Origin of the sequence: Streptomyces sp. NPDC050625, from assembly GCF_040654755.1 — a bacterium.
Taxonomy (GTDB): domain Bacteria; phylum Actinomycetota; class Actinomycetes; order Streptomycetales; family Streptomycetaceae; genus Streptomyces.
In genome coordinates this window covers 205,376-226,874 of sequence record NZ_JBFAIQ010000008.1, presented here as the reverse complement: position 1 = coordinate 226,874, position 21,499 = coordinate 205,376, and the positions used below count along the sequence as shown (strand labels likewise).

The window sequence follows — 21,499 nt, the reverse complement described above, 5'->3', positions numbered from 1 at the left end:
GGCGTGGAGAACCGCCGACAGCGGAAGGAACTTCCTTCATGGTGCCCTCGTCCGGCTCCGACATGATGTCCTCGTCCGGCTCCGACACGGTGTCCTCGTCCGGCTCCGATCCAATCCGTCGGCCTGCCGCCGACCCCGCCGTCGGCCTGTTGCTGGAGCGCACCCTGGCCGCCATCACCCCTGCGGACTCCGGCGCCCGCACCGCGGCCCGTGACCGCCAGAACCACCTGACCAAGCCGCCCGGCTCGCTGGGCCTGCTGGAGGACGTGTCGGTCCAACTCGCGGGTCTGGCGGGCAGCTGCCCGCCGCCGATGCCGGAGCCGGCCGCGGTGGCCGTCTTCGCCGCCGATCACGGTGTCCACGCCCAGGGCGTCAGCGTCTGGCCGCAGGAGGTGACGACTCAGATGGTCGCCAACTTCCTGGCCTCCGGCGCCGCGGTGAACGCCCTGGCCGCTCAGACCGGAGCCAGGGTGGTCGTGGTGGACGTGGGTATCGTGACTCCGGTGTCGGCCTCGGACACGACCCCGGGCATGCTGCTGCGCCGCCGGGTCCGCGCCGGAACCGCGGACATGACCGGCGCTCCGGCCATGACCCGTCAGGAGGCGATCCACGCCATCGAGGTCGGCATCGGCGTCGCCGCGGAACTCGTCGACGACGGCTCCCGCTGCCTGCTCACCGGCGACATGGGCATCGCCAACACGACCGCGTCCGCGGCACTGATCGCCGCGTTCACCGGTGCGGACCCGGACGACGTGACCGGTCACGGAGCGGGAATCGACGACACGGCCCGACGGCACAAGGTGGGGGTGGTGCGCAGGGCTCTGGAGCTGCACCGGCCGGACCCGCACGACCCGGTCGGGGCGGTGGCGGCGGTCGGCGGCCTGGAACACGCGGCGATCGCCGGGTTCGTGCTGGGCGCCGCCGCGCGCCGGGTCCCGGTGATCCTGGACGGGGTGATCGCCTCGTCGGCGGCTCTGGTCGCGGCCGCGCTGTCCCCTGATGCCCTGGCCGCCTGTGTGGCCGGACACCGCTCGGTCGAGCCCGGGCACAGCATCGCCCTGCGGCACCTCGGCCTGCATCCGCTGGTCGACCTGGGGCTGCGGCTCGGTGAGGGCACCGGTGCCGTGTTGGCCCTGCCACTCGTGCAGGCGGGGGTGCGTGCCTTGCGCGACATGGCCACATTCGACTCCGCGGAGGTCTCGAGCAAGCACAGCTGAATCAGCCTGCGGGACTCGGGCGCCGCCTGGGTCCCGTCGGGCCGCCTGTTCTGCCGAGTTGTACCGGACCTGGGGGTGGATGGCACGAAATATGGTTACGGTATCGTAGGTTACGGAACCGTAAGTACGCGTTCCGGACCCGGCTACCATCCTTGCGAGGACCCATGAGCACACCCCGGACGAGGGCCGACCTCCCCTGGCTGATCCAAGGTGGAATGGGGGTGGGGGTGTCCGGCTGGCGCCTGGCTCGTGCCGTCGCGCGTACCGGGCAGTTGGGTGTCGTCTCCGGTACCGCCCTGGACACGCTGCTCATCCGGGTGCTGCAGAGCGGTGACCCGGGCGGCCACCTGAGGCGGGCGCTGGCCGCCTTCCCCGTACCGGAGCTTGCCGATTCCATACGGGAGCGCTACTTCGTCGAGGGCGGGATCGGTGCCGGCGAGCGGTTCGCGGCCACACCCCGGCTGACGGCTGACGAAGCGTGCCCGGCCCGGTCGCTGACCGTCGTGGCCAACTTCTGTGAGGTGTGGCTCGCCCGGGAAGGCCACGAAGGGCCGGTCGGCATCAACTACCTGGAGAAGGTCCAACTCGCCACGGTCCCCGCCATGTTCGGCGCGATCCTGGCCGGCGTGGACCACGTACTGGTCGGTGCGGGCATTCCCGCACAGATCCCGGGCATCGCGACCCGGCTCGCCCAACTGCAGCCCGTCACCGCGCGATTGGACGTCGATGGTGACGACAAGCCCGTAGAGCTGCGCTTCGACCCGGCCTCAGTGCTGTGCGGAGCACAGCCGGGGCCCCTGCGCCGTCCCGACGTCCTGGCCATCGTCTCGCTGCCGGCCCTGGCGTCGTATCTGAACCGTTCCCCGGAGACCACTCCGGACGGCTTCGTCGTCGAAGGTCACCGTGCCGGCGGGCACAGCGCGCCGCCGCGCGGTCCGATGCGCCTGGACGAGCAGGGCGATCCCCTCTACGGCCCCCGGGACACCCCTGACTTCGCGAAGATGGCCGCCCTCGGCCTGCCCTTCTGGATCGCCGGCGGCCAGTGCGGACCGGACCAGCTTCGCCGGGCGAGGGAAGCGGGCGCGGCGGGCGTCCAACTCGGCAGTGTCTTCGCGCTCTGCGAAGAGTCCGGCCTTGATCCGCAGTTGCGGCGGGAGCTGGTCGAGCGCGAGCTTCGCTCCGCACTGACCGTGCGCAACGATCCTGCGGCCTCTCCGACCAGTTTTCCGTTCAAGGTCGCCGACCTGCCGGGCACGTTGGCCGACCCCCGCGTGAGCTCGGCGCGCCCCCGGGTCTGCGACCTCGGCTATCTGCGCACCCCCTACCGCACCGAGCACGGCGCCATCGGCTATCGCTGCCCGGCGGAGCCCGGCGCGATGTACGTCCGCAAGGGCGGTGCCGCCGAGCAGACCGAAGGACGGCAGTGCCTGTGCAACGGGCTGCTGGCCGCCGTCGGGCTCGGGCAGCGCCGTCCGCACGGCATGGTGGAGCCCCCCATCGTCACCATCGGCCAGGATCTCGGCTTCCTGCCGCGGATCGCCCCCCAAGGACAGCCGTACAGCGCGGAGTCGGTGGTGCGATGGCTGTCCGCGGGCCTGGCGGAAGTATCCGTGTGAGCGGTAGGCCCAGCAGGCCGGGAAATCGAGCGCACCCTCAACTGGTGTGACAGCCATTCGTGGGCTACTGCCCCCGTTCCGGCCTCAGCGTGAGCGCGTACCGGTGGCATGGGCGTACGCGGCGCGGATGGAGGCCGGTACGTGGCCGCTGCGGCCCCAGTTCAGGGAGTAGCCGTGCTCAGTGACCCAGGTGAGGATGAGGTCGACATCGGGGTCCGGGTCCGGGCCGAGCGGGCCGCGGACCGTGTAGGCGGGCAGCGGTGCGCGCATCACACTGCTTTGGGGCAGGCACAGGCCGAAGTGCTGCCCGAGCACGGTGAGCGTGAGACTGTTGCCGCTCATGGCCGAGCCCGTCGGCGCAGCCTGGTGACTCGTCCCGTCAGGGGTCAGGACGCCGCCCGCAACGAGTGCCGGCAGCAGTTGGTCCGGATCCTGGCCCCAGCTGCGCAGGCGGGTGACCCGTCATCGACACGTACCGGACGACGTCGACACCACCGCGTGATGCCGTGACCGCCAGATCGTCCCGCGTGGGGTCGGTCAGGTGCAGCACCGCGTACGACCAGGCGCCACATGCCGCAACCCGCACCACATCGCTGGGGCCGGTCTGCGAGCGATGGAGGAGGAAGGTGACTTCGGGGCGCGAACACCACGCTGTCCAGCCCCTCGTCCTGGTCGGCCAGCCATCCGATTCCCTCACACACAGGCACCCCCCACAGGCACTGCGAAGACGAACGCCAGGCAGCGTATCCAGGGCAACTGACAATCGCTGCCGTTCAACTGGACAGGCGCAGGGCGGCCTGCCGGCCGACTTCGGTGAGGTTCGTGTCGATGGTGGTGAGCGGTGGGCGGCAGGCCAGGGCCATGGTGTCCCAGTTGTCGTACCCTACGATCGCCCCCTGGCCGGGACGTCCTGCCCGCGCTCGCGCAGGGCGAACGCCGGGACCCCGCAGGGCACTTCGGTCGTCCAGGCGGCGTCCACCACCGGCACGTCATCCCGGCCCGCGACGGCTTCTACAAGATCGCCAACTACAACAGGAAGCTCACGTCGCGCTGAGCCTCCCATCCTGGGGCCCCGTCGGCAGGCACATCGTCGGCGTGTACGGTGAGCGAACGCGAACGGCGCGGCAGCGCTCAGATCGTCCGGCACAGGCGGGCCGCGTCCAGCATCGCGGCGTGGACGTTCCTGCTCGCCACCGCATCCCCTATGCGGAACAGCTGGAAAGCGCCGGCCTCGTTGCGGATGGCCGACTGCGGTTGACGAGCAAGGAGGTTCGCCAGGTCGACGGCTCCCAGATTGGTCGAGGAACCGAGCAGTGCGTCGTAGAGCTCCTGGACCGGATCGGTACCCATCTCGGCCACGACGGCATCGAAGGTACGGCGCTCACGGAACTCGAAGCCGTCCACACCGAGTTCGACCTCCAAGCCCTCCCCGGTCCTGACGACCCCGTGGAGCCGTCGGAAAACGGTGACCGCGACGCCGTTCTCCGCAAGCGAGTTGACGTAGCCGGATGCCGTGAGTGACCCGACGTCGGGCGAGAGTGTTCGCTCGGGTGTGACGATCTCGACGGTGGCGCCTCCTGCGACGAGGGCCTCCACCGCGTCGAGCGCCTGGTTGCCGCCGTGGTCGTCGTAGACCAGCACATGTCCCCGCGGCCGTCGCGCCCCGGTGAGGACGTCCCAGGTGTCGTGGACCAGATCGGCCCCGGGAACGCGGGGTGTCGCCGGAGTACCGCCGGTCGCGACGATCACAACGTCCCAAGGCTGTTGGAGCAGCGACGGGGCTTCGACATAGGTGTTCAGCGAGATCGGGCCGCCCAGGCGGGCGAGTTCGTCGGTTCGCCAGTCGATGATTCCGCGCAGGTCTCGTCGGCGTGGCGCCAGCGATGCCAGCAGCAGCTGCCCGCCCACCTTGTCCGCGGCCTCGAAGAGATGCACGTCGTGACCGCGCTCCGCGAGGACACGAGCCGCTTCCAGACCGGCAGGTCCGGCTCCCACGACCGCCACGCGCCTCGTCGTGCCGGCGCGATCGATGCGCTGGGGCACCTGGAGCTCGCGGCCGGTGGACGGGTTGTGGATGCAGTACGCCGCGCCGGAGGCATAGATGCCGTCGATGCACATGTTGGCGCCGACGCACGGTCGGATGCGGTCCGTGCGGCCGTCGCGGACCTTGTTGGGCAGCTCGGGGTCGGCCATCAGCGCCCTGGTCATGCCGACCAGATCGAGCAGTCCCTCGGCGACGGCGTACCGCGCGGTGGCGACGTCGCTGATCCGGGCGGCGTGCATGACCGGGACGGAGAGCTTCTGTTTGATCCGTCCGGCGAACTCCAGGTGGGGAGAGGCGGGTGTGGACATCGGCGGAATGGTGCGGGCCAGGTCGGCGTCGGTGGCGATCGAGCCCTTGATCAGACTGATGAAGTCGATGCCGGCCGCGGTGATGTCCTCGGCGATGCGCAGTGCCTCATGAGTCTCCAGGCCGCCCTCGCGTTCTTCGTCGAAGGTCATGCGCGCGCCGATGACGAAGTCCGGTCCGACCGCTTGTCGTACGGCACGGATGACCTGGAGCGGGTAGCGCATCCGGCTGTCGTAGGAGCCGCCGTACTCGTCGTCGCGACGGTTCCAGAAGGGCGTCCAGAACGAGTCCAGGAAGTGTCCCCAGGCCATGAGCTCGATACCGTCGAGCCCCGCGGACCGGCAGCGCTGCGCGGTGTCGACGAAGTCCTGCAGTACCCGGTCGAGGTCCCATTGCTCGGCCGCCTTGGCGAACGCGCGGTGTGCGGGCTCGCGGACGTTGCTCGCCGAGATGGCCGGGAGCCAGTTGTCGGTGTAACTGCTGGTGCGGTGACCGAGGTGGGTGAGCTGGGTCATCACGGCCGCGCCCTGCTCGTGGACCTCGTCGGCCAGGCGGCGCAGCCAGGGCTCGGCCTCGTCCTTCCAGAGCTGCAGGTTGCCGAATGCCGGTGCGCTGTCGCGGCTGACCAGGGCACTGCCGCCGATCATGGTCAACGCGACGCCGCCGCGGGCCTTTTCGACGTGGTAGGCGCGGTAGCGGTCCTTGGGCAGGCCGTCCTCGCTGTAGGCCGGCTCGTGGGACGTGCTGACGATGCGGTTGCGCAGCGTCAGGTTCTTCAGGACGAACGGACTCATCAGAGGGTCATCGGCGGTCACAACAGACCTCCACGCATTGTCGGCCGGTTACAGGGGTCCTTGAGATCGGCAAGGAGCGCAGGCGAAAGCCGGGATCAGCGCCCGTGGTTGTGCATGACGTGCTTGGTGCGCGAGTAGTCGTCCAGGGCGTAGATCGACAGGTCGCGGCCGTAGCCGGAGCCCTTGAACCCACCCCAGGGGACCTCACCGGCCAGTACCAGATGGGAGTTGACCCAGACGGTGCCGAAGTCGAGGCGGGCGGCGATGTCGTGGCTGCGGCGGGCGTTCTCGGTCCACACCGACGCCGACAGGCCGAGGGGGACGCCGTTGGCCCGCCGTACCGCTTCGTCCTCGTCGATGAAGGTCTCGACGGTGATCACGGGGCCGAAGATCTCCTCGCGGGCGACTTCGGCTCCTTCGGGTACCTCGACCAGCACGGTCGGGGCCACGAAGTATCCCGGCCCGTCGAGGGCCGCGCCTCCCGTCGCCACGCGGACGCCCTCCTTCTTCGCCCGCTCCAAGTACCCCGTGACACGGTCGAAGTGCGCCTTGGAGACCATGGGGCCGACCTCGACATCCTCGCCGGCCTGCGGCTCGCCGACGACCAACGCGCTGACCTCGTCCACGAGTTGCTCGATGAACTGCCCGGCCACCGATTCATGGACGAGGACGCGGCAGGCGGCCCCGCATTCCTGGCCGGAGTTCCAGAAACCGGCGACGCGCAGGGATGAGGCCGCCGCCGAGAGGTCGGCGTCCGAGAAGATCACCACCGGGGCCTTGCCGCCGAGTTCGAGGTGTACACGCTTGAGGCTGTCGGAGGCGGCGCGAGCGACGGCGCGACCGCTGCCCACCGATCCGGTCAGGGCGATCATGTCCACGTCCGGGTGCTCGGCTAGCCGGGCGCCGACGACCGCTCCGTGGCCGTTCACCACGTTCAGCACGCCGGGCGGGAGCAAGTCGTCGACGATTTCGGCGAGTTTCAAAGTGGTCAGCGGGGTCTGCTCGGACGGCTTGAGGACCAGGGTGTTGCCCGCGGCGAGGATCGGGGCGATCTTCCAGGCCGCCATGAGCAAGGGGTAGTTCCACGGGGTGACCACGCCGACCACACCGACCGGCTCACGCAGGATGAGCGACAGGTGGTTCTCGGCGTAGTCGCCGGCGGACATGGAGGTGGTCGCGCGCACCGCGCCGGCCATGAAGCGGAAGGTGTCGATGGTCATGGCGACGTCGTCCTGCGACACCGCGAGCGGCTTACCCGTGTTCGCCGACTCCAGCCTGCTCAGGAGATCGGTGTTCTCGGCCAACCTGTCCGCGATGGCGTGGAGCAGCTCGGAGCGCTCCTTCGGGACCCGCCGCGCCCACCCGGCCTTGGCCGCCACGGCGGCGGTGACCGCTCGATCGATGTCCTCGGCGGTGCCCTCGGGAATCCGGGCGATGACAGCCTCCGAGCACGGGTCGACGACGTCGATGACGCGCTCGGTCGATCCCTCGGCGAAGTTACCGTCGATGAAATGCCGGGCCGGAGGAAGGTCGGCCTCGGTGATCAGGGGCCGTAGGCCGACTGTGCGTCGCACGCCGGACGTCGTGGAAGTCGGGGCAGTGGTCATGATCAGTGACTCCTTGGGGCGTGGTCGTGCGGGTCAGTGGGCCAGTCGACACTTCGGCCGACGCCGTGCGCCTCGGCGTGCTGGTAGATGTGCCAGGCCGCTGCCGCGTCCTGGACGCCGAGGCCGGCGCTGATGTACGTCACGATGTCGTCGTCGCCACCGCGGGCGGAGACTTCGCCGGTCAGGACGTGGCCGAGTTCGAGCAGCTCCAGCCGGGCCGTGTCGGCCTGTTGGCGTGGAGGATGTCGGGTCCGATCTCGCGGCGGTGCCGTTCGAAGGATCCGACCGTGACAACGGTGGTAGCGGGTTGGAGCTCGTGTACGGGGAACAGCGGCTCGGTGGCCAGGGTGGCGCAGTCGGTGACCACATGCCGGTCCAGGAGTAGGTTCCGCTCCGCTGCAGCGCCGCGATGTGCGCCTGGCCCTGTACCCCCGATCCCAGCACGAGGAGGCGGGCTGCCCCCTGTCCGGCCAGTGCCTCGACGGCGACCGCGCTCGCGGCGGCCGTGCGAAGCGTGGTGAGTTCGGCCGGCCTGTTCCCGCGTTCCCGGGGTTGATGCTCCCGAACTTGCAGACGGGGCCGCTCGTGCGGTCGAGGCGAGAGGCGTAGCAGAAGACGGTGTCAGGGGTGTCGGCGTGGCCGCCGAGGATCTTCTCGGGCTGCCACGCCTCGCCCCGCGCGAGGGCGACGAACGCCGCTCGTTGCGAGGTGATCGCGGCGTCGATGTCGAACGAGGCTCGGACATCCTGCCCGTCGAGGAGTCTCATGACCGCCACGCCGTCCGTCACCTTGCCGCGTTCAGCTGCGGCAGCGCCTCGACAAGCGAGGTGATCCTGGCGGTCGTTGCGGCGTCGAGCCCGAGGAGCGGTTCGCGGGGCTCGCCGACGGGGATCCCGGCCGCGTTCAGGCCGGCCTTGACCGCCTGGATGAACGGAGCGGACATGATCGCGTCCAGCAGCGGGTAGATTCGGTCCCATTCGGCTCGCGCGCGTGCGAGGTCGCCGTCGCGCAACGCGCGGTGGACGGAGACCAGGTGGGCCGGCATGACGTTCGCGGTCCCGGCCATGACGCCGGCGGCTCCCTCGGAGATCGCCTGGAGGAGGAGACTGTCCCAGCCGACGAAGGTGGAGATGACGTCGCCGTAGTTGTGGATCAGCTGCCCGGCCTGGGCCATGTCGGCGCTGGTGTCCTTGATGTACTGGATGTTCTCGACCTCGCTGGCCAGCCGGCCGACGGTCTCCGGGGACAGGTTGACCCCCGTGGCCCCGGGCAGGTTGTAGAGCATGATCGGAATGCCCACGGCGCCGGCGACGCTGCGCAGGTAGTGCAGCGTCTCGTCGAGCGTGAGCGGCTCGTAGTACGGGGCGACCACCATCAGCACCGAGGCTCCGGCGGCCTCCGCGTGGCGGGACAGTTCGATCGCTTCCTTGGTGCTCATCGCGCCGGTCTGTGCGACGACCGGTACGCGTCCGGCCGTCTGGTCGATGACGGTCTCGACGACGAGGCGTCGCTCCGCCGCGCTCATCGACGCGAACTCACCGGTGGAGCCACAGGCGACGACGCCGTCGACCCCGCCGTCGATGCTGTGGTCGACCACTCGGCGCAGGATCTTCTCGTCGATCTGGCCGTCCGGCGCGAAGGGGGTGGCAAGTGCGGTCAGGACACCGCTCAGTTGTGCCGACATTCTGGAGTCTCCTAGGTTGCAGGTGAAGCTGGTCCCGGTGATGGGGTCGGTCGCCGCGGGAGCTGCCGGGGCTCCGGACACGGCGGCGGATCTACGACGCCGTCCGCTCCGGTGCGCGGTGGCGCGCCGCGGTCTGCCGTTCGGTGGCGAGCAGACTCCGGACCTCGTGGGCGGCGGACAGGCCGGTCTGGATGGCGGTCTCGGTGTAGAGGGTGCCGAGGTAGTCGCCGGCCAGGAACACCCGGCCGCTGTGCCGGGTCAGCGTCCGCTGCAGCTTGCCGCGGCCGGGGAAGCAGTAGGGCGCGCCCGTGGGCCAGCGCTGGACCTCGGCCTCGACGACGTTCCCGGCGAAGCCGGGCAGTACCTGGTCCAGGTCGTCGAGGTAGATCCGAAGGATCTTGTCGTCTTCGTGCTCCAGCAGGTCACGCGCCAGGCTTCCCGGTGAGAAGGTCATGATGCTGCTGCCGGGCCGGCGTTCCGGCGCATAGCCGTGGACGACGTTCGACATGTTCAGCGCGACGTTGAAGGATCGCTTCGGCGTCGCGATGCCGTAGGCGTCGTCCCAGACCTGGCGGCCGGTCTCGTCGCTGAGGAACGCCGCACTCACATAGGGGCCGTAGACGATCTTCGACAGAGCCTCGCGGACGTCAGGGTCGAGGTCGACCGCGATCCGGTGGCTGACGGTCGCGGGCGTGGCCAGGACCACGTAGCGCGCCTCGACCTCCTGCTCGACGCCGTCCTGCCGGTAACGGACGACGACCGAACCGTCCTTCTGGACGATCTCCTCGACACTCGCGTTCAGCCGCACCCGGTCCGACAGGGCCGCGGCAATGCTCTCGGTGAGGGTGGACGGACCGCCGAGGATGCTCTGGGAGAGACCGCCGCCGATGTTCCACACCAGGCTGAAGTAGCCGACGCCGGCTCCTGCCGAGAGCTGATCGATGTCCGCGGAGGAACGCGTCACCGTGGGCTTGAACAGCGCCTCGGCGTCCTCCGGCAGGTCGCCGATGAAGTCCTTGAAGGAGAGGTCGTTCATGAAGTCGTAGATCCGCTGCTGGTGCTGTGCCGCGGTTTCGTCCCGGCGCCGCCGCACGATTCGGGCGTAGCGCGCCACGTGCATGGCCACCTTGGCACCGGCCTTGACCATGCCGACCCGCGACTGCATCGACATCGGAATGCGGAACGGGTAGCTCTCCACGCGCCCCTTGAGCAGCAGCTTGCCGTTCATCGACAGCCCGGCCAGCGAGCCGGGCACCGGTACCGAGTCGACGCCGGTGTTGTTCAGCAGCCATGACGTCGCCGAGTTCCCGCCGGCGTAGACGTGTCCGCCCCAGTTCATCCAGTACGGTCCGCGACGCTCCGATCGGATACGTCCGCCGACCCGGTCCCGCGACTCGAGCAGGAGCGTGTCCCAGTGCCGCAATCGCCAGCCGGCGGCCAGCCCCGCGATGCCGCCTCCGACGATCACTACGTCCTTCATGGGTAACCTCCTGCGCATGTGCGGGTGAAGAGTTCGGCTGCTTCGATTGCCTGTGCCGCCCGGTGGTGCAGCCAGGGCCGGCCGCCCAGGCCCCACCAAGGCGGTGAGGCCTGGGCGACGGTCAGACGGCGGCAGGACGGCCGGTGAGTTCTGACGACTTGGGCGTGAGGGCGGCGGCTTCGTGCAGCGCCATGCCGCGGGTCTCGGGCGCCCACAGGACGGACACGACGGCGCCCACCGCGTTGATGACAGCGGCCGCGATCATGGTGCCGCCGATGCCCCAGCCGGTCAGCGCCATGGGGACGAGATAGGTGCCGACGGCGGCGCCGATACGACTGGCCGAGGAGGCGAGGCCGACGGCGGAACCGCGTACCTCGGTCGGGAACAGCTCGTTCGGGTAGACCCACTGCAGGATCTGGGTGCCGCCGATGATGACCGCGTAGGCGGCGAACAGCACCATGATCACGGCCGCGGGGGCACCGGGGAAGATGCCGAGCAGCAGCAGGGCCAGGCCCGACCAGATGAAGCTGTGGATGACCAGGGGGCGCCGGCCCATGCGGTTCACGCCGAGCAGCGCGATGACACAGCCGATCAGGAACATGACCGTGATCAGGGCCGATCCCACATTGGCCAGGGATCCTTCGAGGTGCAGCGCGCCGAGGATGGCCGGGCCGAAGGCGTAGACGGCGAAGAGCGGCACGATGGAGCAGGTCCAGAAGACGGAGATGTAGAGCATCCGTCCGCCGTAGCCGGAGCGCAGGATCGCCTTGAGGTCGACGTTCTCGCGCTCTTCCTCCTCCGGAAGATCGGCGATCGATGCGTCCGGGCCGTAGACCTGCTTGAGGACGGCCTCCGCCTCTTCGACGCGGCCCTTGTTCGCCAGCCAGCGCGGGGACTCGGGCGTGCCCAGCCGCAGCAGCACGATGATCGTGGCGGGCAGCGCGGCGCTGGCGAGCATCCACCGCCACCCGTCGTCACCGGTCTTCAGCAGCAGCTCACCGACGATGTAGGCCACGGCCGCGCCCACGAACCACATGACGACCAGACCACCCAGGAGCGGGCCCCGGTAGCGGCGCGGTGTGAACTCGGCCAGCAGCGAGGTGGCGATGGGGTAGTCCGCGCCGACCGCCATGCCGATGAGCAGCCGCAGGACGAACAGCCACACCGGATCGCTCGCCCAGAACTGCGCGACGGAACAGCCGATGATGGCGACCAGGTCGATGGTGTAGAGGACCTGCCGGCCGAACTTGTCCGTCAGGTAGCCGCCCACGAACGCGCCGAGGAAGATCCCGATGAGCGCGGACGCGCCGATGAGGCCCTGGGCGGAGTCGGACAGGTGCAGCTGCGGCGTGATCTGCACCATGGCGACGCCGATGATGCTCAGTACGTAGCCGTCTAGGAACGGCCCTCCGGAGGAGTACAGCGCCAGTTTCTTGTGGAAGCGCGACAGGGGCGCGTCATCAACTCTGTTTCCTGCGAGTTCGGTCATCACAGCCTCCGGGAGCGGGTCCCGGACTTTCCCTCACAGGTTAGGTCCGGGCCAGGTCGGGGTTGTTGTCTTGGTGTGGGTACTGGTCGCCCGGTCGCCGCGTCGGTTGGGCGGCCGGGCCGGGAACACTGCGGTTCCGATGGGGCGAGTGCTGCGCGAGTGCTGCCCGGTGGGGGTGTCGGCCGGGGCTCGCGGGGAGGCGAACTCGCGGTTTCTCGGGGACGCCGGTGATGTGGCCACCGGATGGCATCGAAGTATGTGAAGGCGACGGGCGGCCAACAATGCCCTCGCTGTCGCGCCGGGCACCGGGGTACACCTGAGTCAGAAATTCGGCTACGGTTACGGCATGGCTGGCCGTCCCCGCGATGCCGTGGTCCTCACCGAGGACGAACGGGCCGCACTGCTGCTGTGGACCCGCAGTCGTACCTGTTCACAGGCCCGCGCCCTGCGTGCGCGGATCGTTCTGGCATGCGCGGACGAGCCCACCAACACCGCCGTGGCCGAACGTCTCGGTGTCTCCCGGGACATGGTGGGCAAGTGGCGTGCTCGCTTCCTCTCCCAGCGGCTGGACGGGCTGGACGAGCATCCCCGCCCCGGTCGGCCTGTCACGGCCGACGACGACGCCTTGGCGCACATCCTCGTCCGCACCCTGACGCCACCACCCCCCGGTGCCCGGCGGGGCTGGTCGACCCGTTCGATGGCGGTCGAGACCGGCCTGAGCCAGAGCACGGTGAGCCGGATCTGGCGGACCTACCGTGTCCGGCCGGGCGAGCAGGTCGCGGCTGGGCCGCGTCGGACGTGGTCGCTGCCGGGGCACGCCGAGGAGGTGGTCGGTCTGTTCATAGCCCCACCGGTGTGCGTCCTCGCCGTGACGAGCCGTGCGGGACGCCGCGGGTCCGTGCGCACGGCTGGGGCGACCGCCGTAGGCCGGCTGTTCGGCCAGGACCAGGACCCGGCCCATGTCCTCGCTGTGGCCTGCGCCTTCGCGGACCTGCGGGGCAAGCACCACACGGACGACGCTGCCGGGGCGGACCTCGCCGCCCTCCAGGACTTTGTGCAGCAGGTCAGGTCGGCGGTGGATGCCGGGGCCAGCGTGCACGTGCTGGCTCACGGCGTGCCGGCGGAAGACTGCGACACCTTCGAGCGCCCGGACGGAGCCGCACGGTCGAGCCTGCGCTGGCATTGCGCACCGAGCCCCGAGGCATGGACCGACGAGACCCACCGCTTCCTCGCCGCCCAAGGCCGACTTTCCCGGGAGGCGGCTTCCGATCCGCCCCGGCTCCGCGACGCTCTGCTGACCTGGTCCACCACTTGGACCCCGACCGCAGCACCTTTCACCCGCATCGCCGCTCCGCGACCGTCGTACGACATCCCGGCCATCTGCGGTCCTGGCAACGACTCGAACGTCCGGGTAGCGCGCACACTGGACGAGCACGTCCAGCCCGGAGCGGCGCAGTTCTCAGTCGCTGACGCTTCGCCGGGCGCCCCGATCACCGCGGACCCCGTCGTCGCGATGCTGCGAGATGCGCTCCTGACCGGTGGCTATCGATCCGGTGACCGCGTTCGGGAGGCGCCGCTGGCAATGCGCCTCGGTCTTACGCGCCGGGTGGTTCGCGCGGGCCTGCACGCGCTGGTCGAGGAGGGGATGCTCGACCTGCTCCCCGGCGGCGCGACCGCCGTACCCGACATCGCGGCGAAGGACGTGCTCGATCTCTACGCCCTGCGCGCCAGCCTCGGTGCTCTGCTCATACGCCGCATCGCCATGCTCGGCCGCGAGAATCTCGCCCCGGCCACGGCGGCGCTCGCGGAGGTTCGCGCGGCCGCCCGAGACAACGATCATCTCCGCATTCGTGAGGTCGACTTGCGGTACCAGGACGCCCTCGCCCGGATCGCGGACCTGCCGCAGGCCGCCGGTACCTTCGAGCGGCTCACGGCCCGTCTGCGCATGTTCGTGACGGTTCTGGACATGGACTACAGCCAGGCCTGCGACACCATCGCCGGCGAGGATGCCGCCGTCCACGAAGCGCTGCTCAACGCCGATGGGAACGAGGCGGCCCGCCTGTGGCGGGTGAAGATCGAGCGCTGCGTGCTCTACATGATCGCCCAGCTGTCCGAGGACGACGTCGCTCCGTACCTGTGGACCACCCTGGCGGGCAGGCCCCGTATGCGTCCTGCGGATCCGCGGAGCGCCGTGCACTGAGGCACGGGGAGCCTCCGACTCCTCAGATGGCTTCGCGAACGGCCCGCTCGAAGCTCACCACGTGGCTGCGGGCGAGCTCCGCCGCTCCGTCGGCATCACGGGCGACGATCGCCTCGATCAACGGTCCGTGCTCCCCGACATGGCCGGCCATGTCGGACAGCCGGTCGATGAACAGGCACCAGATGCGAGTGGCCAGGTTGTCGTAGCGCAGGAGGGTGTCTTCCAGGTACGGGTTGTGCGTGGCGGCGTAGATGCCGCGGTGGACCTGGAGGTCCAGGTGCAGGAGCTCGGTGGCGCCCTGGTGACGGGAGGCCGCGCTCTCCAGTTCCCGGCTCAGCGCCGCCAGGAACTCCCGGTCCGAGGCCGTGGCGCGCCGGGCTGCCTGGGCGGCAGCCAGTGGCTCCAGCTCCTGGCGCACCTCGGAGATATGGGCCAGGTCGGTGATGTTGACGTCGGTGGCGAAGGTGCCGCGTCGGGGATAGGTCGTGATCAGGCTCTCGTACTGGAGCCGCTTGAGCGCCTCGCGCACCGGCGTCCGTCCCACCCCCAGGGACTGTCCCAGCTGTTCTTCGTTGATCGGCGCACCTGGGCGGATTTCGAGCATGACGAGCCGGTCACGGATGGCGCGGTAGGCGCGTTCCGCGAGGGAGAGATCCTCGTCGCTGGGCTTGGCCGCCGCCTGCTGCATGGATGCCCCCTTGACCTGTCCGGCGCGCTCACATACCTTACCGCAGAGGCTGATATATCAGCTATCTTTCAGTCGTCTCTCAGGATGGTGTGCACATGGCAACCACCCCGTCGACCACGGTCAACTCTCCCCTCTCCCGCCCGTTGAGCGAGCTCGACCCGGATGTCGCGGCCGCGGTGGACGCCGAGTTGCACCGTCAGCAGTCCACCCTGGAGATGATCGCGTCGGAGAACTTCGCTCCGGCGGCGGTCATGGAGGCCCAGGGCTCGGTGCTGACCAACAAGTACGCCGAGGGCTACCCGGGCCGCCGCTACTACGGTGGCTGCGAACACGTCGACGTCGTCGAGCAGTTGGCCATCGCCCGGGTCAAGGAGCTGTTCGGCGCCGAGGCCGCGAACGTGCAGCCGCACTCGGGCGCCCAGGCCAACGCGGCCGCGATGTTCGCGCTGCTCCAGCCCGGCGACACGATCCTGGGCCTCGACCTGGCGCACGGCGGGCACCTCACCCACGGCATGCGCATCAACTTCTCCGGCAGGCTGTACAACGTCGTGCCCTACCACGTGCGCGAGTCCGATCTGCGCATCGACATGGACGAGGTCGAGCAACTCGCCCTCGCGCACCGGCCCAAGCTGATCGTCGCGGGTTGGTCGGCCTACCCGCGGCAGCTGGACTTCCCGGCATTCCGCCGGATCGCCGACACGGTGGGCGCCCACCTGATGGTGGACATGGCGCACTTCGCCGGGCTGGTGGCCGCAAACCTGCACCCGAGTCCGGTGCCGTACGCCGACGTCGTCACGACCACCACGCACAAGACCCTCGGCGGCCCGCGCGGAGGCGTGATCCTCAGCCGGGCCGACCTGGCCAAGAAGATCAACTCCGCGGTCTTCCCGGGCCAGCAGGGCGGACCGCTGGAGCACGTCATCGCGGCGAAGGCGGTGGCCTTCAAGGTGGCGGCGAGCGAGGAGTTCAAGGAGCGCCAGCGACGCACGCTCAAGGGCGCGAAGATCCTCGCCGGACGGCTGCTGGCCGATGACGTGGCCGAGGCCGGGATCACGGTCCTGACCGGCGGTACCGAGGTCCACCTGGTCCTGGTCGATCTGCGCAGGTCCGCGCTGGACGGGCAGCAGGCCGAGGACCGGCTGCACCGCATCGGCATCACCGTCAACCGCAACGCGGTACCGTTCGACCCGCGTCCGCCGATGGTCTCCTCCGGGCTGCGGATCGGCACCCCGGCCCTGGCCACCCGCGGCTTCGGCGAGCCGGAGTTCCGGGAGGTCGCCGACATCATCGCCGAGGCCCTCAAGGGCGAACGGCCGGATGACGAACTGCGCGGGCGGGTCGAGAAGCTCGCGGCCGCCTTCCCCCTCTACTCCCACCTGATCGGAGGCGCGGCATGACGACCAAGCCGCTGCCGGAGCATCCGGACCGGCTGTGGCGCACACCCGAGCCGCGCTCCTCGTACGACGTCGTCATCGTCGGCGCGGGCGGCCACGGCCTGGCCACCGCCTACTACCTCGCCAAGTACCACGGCATCACCAACGTCGCCGTCCTGGAGAAGGGCTGGCTCGCGGGCGGCAACATGGCGCGCAACACGACGATCATCCGCTCCAACTACCTCTGGGACGCGAGCGCGGCGATCTACGAGCACGCGCTCAAGCTGTGGGAGCAACTCCCGCAAGAGCTCGACTACGACTTCCTCTTCAGCCAGCGCGGCGTCCTCAACCTCGCGCACACCCTGCAGGACGTCCGCGAGGGCGTGCGCCGCGTCAACGCCAACCGCCTCAATGGAGTCGACGCCGAGTGGCTGGAGCCGGACGAGGTCGCCAAGGTCTGCCCGATCCTCAACGTCTCCTCCCGCACCCGGTATCCGGTCCTCGGCGGCACCTTCCAGCCGCGGGCCGGGATCGCCAAGCACGACCACGTCGCCTGGGCGCTGGCCCGCCGAGCCGACGAGCTGGGCGTGGACCTGATCCAGTGCTGCGAGGTCACCGGCTTCCTCAAGGACGGCAACCGAGTCGTGGGCGTCGAGACCAACCGGGGCAGAATCCTCGCCGGCCGGGTCGGCCTCGCGGCGGCCGGACACAGCAGCGTGCTGGCCGCCCGGGCCGGCTTCCGCCTGCCGGTGCAGTCCCATCCGCTGCAGGCTCTGGTCTCCGAGCTGCACGAGCCGGTGCACCCGACGGTCGTCATGTCGAACCATGTGCACGTCTACGTGTCGCAGGCGCACAAGGGCGAGTTGGTGATGGGCGCGGGTGTCGACGCCTACAACGGCTACGGGCAGCGCGGCTCCTTCCATGTCATCGAGCAGCAGATGGCCGCCGCGATCGAGCTGTTCCCGGTCTTCGCCCGCGCGCACGTGCTGCGGACCTGGGGCGGAATCGTCGACGTCTCCCCGGACGCGTCCCCGATCATCGGCGCCACTCCGGTGGACAACTTGTACGTCAACTGCGGCTGGGGCACGGGCGGGTTCAAGGCCACTCCGGCCGCCGGCTGGGCCTTCGCGCACACCATCGCCACGGGTGAACCGCATCCGTTGAGTGCCCCCTTCGCCCTCGAACGTTTCGAGACGGGCGCGTTGATCGACGAGCACGGCGCGGCAGCCGTGGCTCACTGAGGAGGATGCCGTGCTGCTGATCACATGCCCGTGGTGCGGTCCGCGGGACGAGACCGAGTACCACTACGGCGGTCAGGCCCACGTCGCCTACCCCGAGAACCCCGCGGAGCTCACCGACGAGGAGTGGGCCGAGTACGTCTTCTACCGGGACAACCCCAAGGGCCCCTTCGCCGAGCGGTGGATGCACAGCATCGGCTGCCGCCGCTGGTTCAACGTCCTGCGCGACACCGTCACCAACGAACTGCTCGCCGCCTACCGGCTGGACGAGCCCCGTCCCGAACTGCCCCAGGCCGGAGGGAACCGATGACCGACCAGCACTTCCGGCTCCCGCAGGGGGGACAGATCGACCGCGGCACCGTGCTGCGGTTCACCGTCGACGGGCGGGAGTTGACCGGTCACCCCGGAGACACCGTCGCCTCGGCGATGCTGGCGCACGGGCTCGTCGAGGTCGCGCCCTCGCTCTACCGCGGCCGTCCGCGCGGCATCGTCTCCGCGGGCGTCGAGGAGCCCAACGCCCTGCTGCAGATCGAGGGCCCGTGCTCGGAGGGCATGCTTCCGGCGACGACGGTGGAGCTGTACGACGGACTGTCCGCCGTGACGCTGTCCGGCATGGGTCGGCTCGACCCGGGCCCTGATCCCGCCGTCCACGACAAGAAGTATGTGCACACCGACGTCCTGGTCGTCGGCGCCGGGCCTGCCGGGCTCGCGGCCGCCGCGGCTGCCGCCGGCTCCGGCGCCCGTGTGATCCTCGTGGACGACCAGCCCGAGCCCGGTGGTTCGCTGCTCTCCGGCACGCAGGGCGACCGCACCTGGGTGGCCGACCTCCGCGCGGTGCTCGACGCCGCGCCCGAGGCCGTCGTGCTGCGACGCACCACGGCATTCGGGTCGTACGACGACAACTACGTGCTGGCCCTGCAACGGCGCACCGACCACCTCGGCACCGCGGCTCCCGAGGGTGTCTCGCGCCAGCGGCTGTGGCACATCCGGGCCCGTCAGGTGGTCCTGGCGACCGGCGCGCACGAACGGCCACTGGTCTTCGCGGGCAACGACCGGCCCGGGGTGATGCTCGCCGGGGCCGTCCGGACCTACCTCAACAGGTACGGCGTGACGGCGGGTTCGCGGGCCGTGGTGAGTACGACCAACGACAGCGCCTACGACACGGTCGCTGATCTGCACGCCGCCGGGACCGACGTCGCCGCCGTCGTGGACGCGCGCCCCGAACTGTCCCCCCGGGCCGCCGAGGTGGCCGCGGCGACCGGGGTGCGGGTGCTGACCAGCAGCGCGGTGGCCGACACGGCAGGGGAGGGGCGGATCACCTCGGTCACCGTGGACGGGATCGACGCGAACGGCCGACTCACCGGCGAACCACAGTCGTTCGACTGCGATCTGCTCGCCGTCTCGGGCGGCTGGAGCCCGGTGGTGCACCTGCACAGCCAGCGCCAGGGCACGCTGCGCTGGGACGAGGACCTGGTCGCCTTCGTGCCCGACGGCATCCTGCGGGACCAGCGGGTCGTGGGTGCGGCCCGGGGGACGTACGACCTCGACGGCTGTCGGGCCGAAGGGGCGCGAGCGGGTGCGCTGGCCGCGACGGACGCCGGGTTCCCGGTGCCGGTGCCCACGGCCTCGTACGAAGAGGTACGTCCCGATGTACGAGCCCTGTGGCTGGTGCCCGCCACCGAGGGCGAACCCGGCACCTGGGACAGCCACTTCGTCGACCTGCAGCGCGATGTCACCGTCGCCGACGTCTGGCGCTCGACCGGCGCGGGCATGCGCAGCGTCGAGCACGTCAAGCGCTACACCTCGCTCGGCACGGCGAGCGACCAGGGCAAGACCTCCGGCGTCAACGCGATCGGCGTCATCGCAGAGGCCCTCGGCGGTTCACTGGGTGAGATCGGCACCACGGCCTACCGCGCGCCGTACGCACCGGTCGCCTTCGCCGCCCTGGCCGGGCGTGAGCGCGGCGAACTGTTCGACCCGGAGCGGAGGACCGCCCTCCACCGCTGGCACGTCGCGCACGGCGCCGAGTTCGAGGACGTCGGTCAGTGGAAGCGCCCCCGGTACTACCCCCTGCCCGGCGAGGACATGGACACGGCCGTGGCCCGCGAGTGCCGCGCGGCCCGTGAGGGGGTGGCGTTCATGGACGCCTCCACCCTCGGCAAGATCGAGATCTGGGGCGCGGACGCGGGCGAGTTCCTCAACCGCATCTACACCAACGCCTTCAAGAAGCTGAAGCCCGGCACGGCCCGCTACGGCGTCATGTGCAAGCCCGACGGCATGATCTTCGACGACGGCGTGACGCTGCGCCTCGACGACAACCGCTACTTCATGACCACCACGACGGGCGGCGCCGCCGGAGTCCTGGACTGGCTCGAGGAGTGGCTGCAGACCGAGTGGCCCGAACTCGACGTCCACTGCACCTCGGTGACCGAGCAGTGGTCGACGATCGCCGTCGTGGGCCCCCAAGCGCGCCAGGTCGTCGCCCGACTCGCCCCGGACGTCGACCTGTCCGCCGAGGCGTTCCCGTTCATGGCCTTCCGCGAGACCACCCTGGCCTCCGGCATCCCGGCCCGCATCTGCCGGATCTCCTTCTCCGGCGAACTCGCCTACGAGATCAACATTTCCGCGTGGTACGGCCTGTCCGTCTGGGAGCAGGTCCACGAGGCCGGGCAGCCGTACGGCATCACCCCGTACGGCACCGAGACCATGCACGTCCTGCGGGCCGAGAAGGGCTACATCATCGTCGGCCAGGACACCGACGGCACCGTCACCCCGCAGGACGCCGGCATGTCCTGGGTGGTCTCGAAGCAGAAGGACTTCATCGGCAAGCGGTCCTACTCCCGCCCCGACACCTCCCGCACCGACCGCAAGCAACTGGTCGGCCTGCTGCCGAGCGACCGCACGACCCGACTGCCGGAAGGCACCCAACTCGTCGCGCCGGACGCCACGTTGGAGACGGTGCCCGTGCCGATGCTCGGCCACGTCACCTCCAGCTACCACAGCCCGGCCCTCGGCCGCCCCTTCGCCCTCGCGCTCGTCGCCGACGGGCGGGCGAGGATCGGCGAGACCCTGCTCGCCCCGGTGGGCGAGGACCTGGTGCCCGTCGAGGTGACCGACTTCGTCCTCTACGACCCCGAAGGGACCAGGCGAGATGGCTGAGCTGACGATCGACGCACGGACAAGCCCGTTGGCGCACCTGGAAGAGCGGATGCGCACCGCCACCGTCACCGGTGCCCGCGGCGTCGCGCTGACCGAGTGGCCGTTCATCACCATGGTGGATGTACGCGTCGACCCCGCCTCCGAAGCGGCCGACCGCATCGAGAAGGCCCTGGGAGCCGCGCTCCCGAGCCAGTGCGGCAACACCACCGCATCCGGCCCCCACACCGTCGTATGGCTCGGCCCCGACGAATGGCTCGTCCTGTCTCAGGCAGAACCGACCGCGGTGGCCGCCGAGTTGAGAGAAGCCCTCGCCGGAGCCCCGGGCTCGGTCGTGGACGCCTCGGCGAACCGCACGACGGTGGAGCTGAGCGGCCCGGCCGCCCGGCAGGTGCTGGAGAAGGGCTGCCCGCTGGATCTGCATCCCCGCGCCTTCGGGCCCGGCCAGGCGGTGTCGACCACGGTGGGACCCGTCCCGGTGGTGCTCTGGCAGGTCGACAAGACGCCGACGTACCGCCTCTTCCCGCGCTCCTCGTTCGCCGACTACCTGGCCCGCTGGCTCATCGACGCGATGAGCGAGTACCGCCGCCCCGAGGTCCCCTGACGG

Annotated in this window: 16 protein-coding genes; 8 read left to right on the top strand and 8 right to left on the bottom strand. The window is 70.2% G+C overall.

Annotated elements, in window-relative coordinates:
* Nucleotides 1-38: 38 nt before the first annotated feature.
* On the top strand, nucleotides 39-1,217 hold the full coding sequence (gene cobT, locus AB0I54_RS21350) for a nicotinate-nucleotide--dimethylbenzimidazole phosphoribosyltransferase (protein ID WP_363297631.1): 1,179 nt from the start codon (nucleotides 39-41) through the stop codon (nucleotides 1,215-1,217).
* A 164-nt stretch (nucleotides 1,218-1,381) separates the two neighbouring features.
* Nucleotides 1,382-2,833, top strand: a complete 1,452-nt coding sequence (locus tag AB0I54_RS21345; RefSeq protein ID WP_363297630.1) for a nitronate monooxygenase — start codon at nucleotides 1,382-1,384, stop codon at nucleotides 2,831-2,833.
* An 84-nt stretch (nucleotides 2,834-2,917) separates the two neighbouring features.
* Here the strand turns inward: AB0I54_RS21345 and AB0I54_RS21340 are convergent, their stop codons facing one another.
* The 7 genes from AB0I54_RS21340 to AB0I54_RS21310 all read right to left on the bottom strand — a co-directional run bounded on the left by AB0I54_RS21340 (nucleotide 2,918) and on the right by AB0I54_RS21310 (nucleotide 12,237).
* Complete coding sequence (locus AB0I54_RS21340) at nucleotides 2,918-3,175, bottom strand: hypothetical protein (RefSeq protein ID WP_363297629.1); 258 nt, start codon at nucleotides 3,173-3,175, stop codon at nucleotides 2,918-2,920.
* Nucleotides 3,176-3,964: 789 nt separating this feature from the next.
* On the bottom strand, nucleotides 3,965-5,977 hold the full coding sequence (locus AB0I54_RS21335; protein ID WP_363297628.1) for an FAD-dependent oxidoreductase: 2,013 nt from the start codon (nucleotides 5,975-5,977) through the stop codon (nucleotides 3,965-3,967).
* A gap of 95 nt (nucleotides 5,978-6,072) precedes the next feature.
* The gene (locus AB0I54_RS21330) at nucleotides 6,073-7,584 is read right to left on the bottom strand and encodes an aminobutyraldehyde dehydrogenase (protein ID WP_363297627.1); all 1,512 of its coding nucleotides are present in this window, start codon (nucleotides 7,582-7,584) and stop codon (nucleotides 6,073-6,075) included.
* 2 nt (nucleotides 7,585-7,586) lie between these two features.
* Nucleotides 7,587-7,790, bottom strand: coding sequence for a hypothetical protein (locus tag AB0I54_RS21325; RefSeq protein ID WP_363297744.1), 204 nt, complete (start codon nucleotides 7,788-7,790; stop codon nucleotides 7,587-7,589).
* Nucleotides 7,791-8,368: 578 nt separating this feature from the next.
* Entirely contained in the window at nucleotides 8,369-9,268 is a 900-nt protein-coding gene (dapA, locus tag AB0I54_RS21320; protein WP_363297626.1) for a 4-hydroxy-tetrahydrodipicolinate synthase, read from the bottom strand.
* Nucleotides 9,269-9,359: 91 nt separating this feature from the next.
* The gene (locus tag AB0I54_RS21315) at nucleotides 9,360-10,748 is read right to left on the bottom strand and encodes an NAD(P)/FAD-dependent oxidoreductase (RefSeq protein WP_363297624.1); all 1,389 of its coding nucleotides are present in this window, start codon (nucleotides 10,746-10,748) and stop codon (nucleotides 9,360-9,362) included.
* 121 nt (nucleotides 10,749-10,869) lie between these two features.
* On the bottom strand, nucleotides 10,870-12,237 hold the full coding sequence (locus tag AB0I54_RS21310) for an MFS transporter (RefSeq protein WP_363297623.1): 1,368 nt from the start codon (nucleotides 12,235-12,237) through the stop codon (nucleotides 10,870-10,872).
* A gap of 346 nt (nucleotides 12,238-12,583) precedes the next feature.
* On the opposite strand from AB0I54_RS21310, the gene AB0I54_RS21305 reads away from it, so the two are divergent.
* Entirely contained in the window at nucleotides 12,584-14,437 is a 1,854-nt protein-coding gene (locus AB0I54_RS21305) for a helix-turn-helix domain-containing protein (protein ID WP_363297622.1), read from the top strand.
* A gap of 22 nt (nucleotides 14,438-14,459) precedes the next feature.
* Here the strand turns inward: AB0I54_RS21305 and AB0I54_RS21300 are convergent, their stop codons facing one another.
* Nucleotides 14,460-15,125 carry a GntR family transcriptional regulator gene (locus AB0I54_RS21300; protein WP_363297621.1) on the bottom strand — a complete coding sequence of 222 codons (666 nt, stop codon included), beginning with the start codon at nucleotides 15,123-15,125 and terminating at the stop codon, nucleotides 14,460-14,462.
* A gap of 95 nt (nucleotides 15,126-15,220) precedes the next feature.
* Between AB0I54_RS21300 and glyA the strand changes: the two genes are divergently transcribed.
* The 5 genes from glyA to AB0I54_RS21275 are packed head-to-tail and all read left to right on the top strand — an operon-like array spanning nucleotide 15,221 to nucleotide 21,496.
* A complete protein-coding gene (glyA, locus tag AB0I54_RS21295; protein WP_363297620.1) occupies nucleotides 15,221-16,522 on the top strand; it encodes a serine hydroxymethyltransferase in 1,302 nt (433 codons plus the stop codon).
* A complete protein-coding gene (locus AB0I54_RS21290; RefSeq protein ID WP_363297619.1) occupies nucleotides 16,519-17,739 on the top strand; it encodes a sarcosine oxidase subunit beta family protein in 1,221 nt (406 codons plus the stop codon). The genes glyA and AB0I54_RS21290 overlap by 4 nt, the downstream gene beginning before the upstream one ends.
* 10 nt (nucleotides 17,740-17,749) lie before the next feature.
* Complete coding sequence (locus AB0I54_RS21285) at nucleotides 17,750-18,046, top strand: sarcosine oxidase subunit delta (RefSeq protein ID WP_363297618.1); 297 nt, start codon at nucleotides 17,750-17,752, stop codon at nucleotides 18,044-18,046.
* The gene (locus tag AB0I54_RS21280; protein ID WP_363297617.1) at nucleotides 18,043-20,895 is read left to right on the top strand and encodes a sarcosine oxidase subunit alpha family protein; all 2,853 of its coding nucleotides are present in this window, start codon (nucleotides 18,043-18,045) and stop codon (nucleotides 20,893-20,895) included. The genes AB0I54_RS21285 and AB0I54_RS21280 overlap by 4 nt, the downstream gene beginning before the upstream one ends.
* Nucleotides 20,888-21,496, top strand: a complete 609-nt coding sequence (locus AB0I54_RS21275) for a sarcosine oxidase subunit gamma family protein (RefSeq protein ID WP_363297616.1) — start codon at nucleotides 20,888-20,890, stop codon at nucleotides 21,494-21,496. Before AB0I54_RS21280 ends, AB0I54_RS21275 begins: the two co-directional genes overlap by 8 nt.
* The last annotated feature ends 3 nt before the right edge of the window (nucleotides 21,497-21,499 follow it).

Excerpts from the sequence above, each read along its gene's own strand:
- AB0I54_RS21305 (WP_363297622.1), top strand. The coding sequence starts at position 12,584 with ATGGCTGGCCGTCCCCGCGATGCCGTGGTCCTCACCGAGGACGAACGG.
- AB0I54_RS21300 (WP_363297621.1), bottom strand. The coding sequence starts at position 15,125 with ATGCAGCAGGCGGCGGCCAAGCCCAGCGACGAGGATCTCTCCCTCGCG.
- AB0I54_RS21290 (WP_363297619.1), top strand. The coding sequence starts at position 16,519 with ATGACGACCAAGCCGCTGCCGGAGCATCCGGACCGGCTGTGGCGCACA.
- cobT (WP_363297631.1), top strand. The coding sequence starts at position 39 with ATGGTGCCCTCGTCCGGCTCCGACATGATGTCCTCGTCCGGCTCCGAC.
- glyA (WP_363297620.1), top strand. The coding sequence starts at position 15,221 with ATGGCAACCACCCCGTCGACCACGGTCAACTCTCCCCTCTCCCGCCCG.
- AB0I54_RS21280 (WP_363297617.1), top strand. The coding sequence starts at position 18,043 with ATGACCGACCAGCACTTCCGGCTCCCGCAGGGGGGACAGATCGACCGC.
- AB0I54_RS21330 (WP_363297627.1), bottom strand. The coding sequence starts at position 7,584 with ATGACCACTGCCCCGACTTCCACGACGTCCGGCGTGCGACGCACAGTC.
- AB0I54_RS21310 (WP_363297623.1), bottom strand. The coding sequence starts at position 12,237 with ATGACCGAACTCGCAGGAAACAGAGTTGATGACGCGCCCCTGTCGCGC.
- AB0I54_RS21340 (WP_363297629.1), bottom strand. The coding sequence starts at position 3,175 with ATGAGCGGCAACAGTCTCACGCTCACCGTGCTCGGGCAGCACTTCGGC.
- dapA (WP_363297626.1), bottom strand. The coding sequence starts at position 9,268 with ATGTCGGCACAACTGAGCGGTGTCCTGACCGCACTTGCCACCCCCTTC.
- AB0I54_RS21335 (WP_363297628.1), bottom strand. The coding sequence starts at position 5,977 with ATGAGTCCGTTCGTCCTGAAGAACCTGACGCTGCGCAACCGCATCGTC.
- AB0I54_RS21275 (WP_363297616.1), top strand. The coding sequence starts at position 20,888 with ATGGCTGAGCTGACGATCGACGCACGGACAAGCCCGTTGGCGCACCTG.
- AB0I54_RS21345 (WP_363297630.1), top strand. The coding sequence starts at position 1,382 with ATGAGCACACCCCGGACGAGGGCCGACCTCCCCTGGCTGATCCAAGGT.
- AB0I54_RS21315 (WP_363297624.1), bottom strand. The coding sequence starts at position 10,748 with ATGAAGGACGTAGTGATCGTCGGAGGCGGCATCGCGGGGCTGGCCGCC.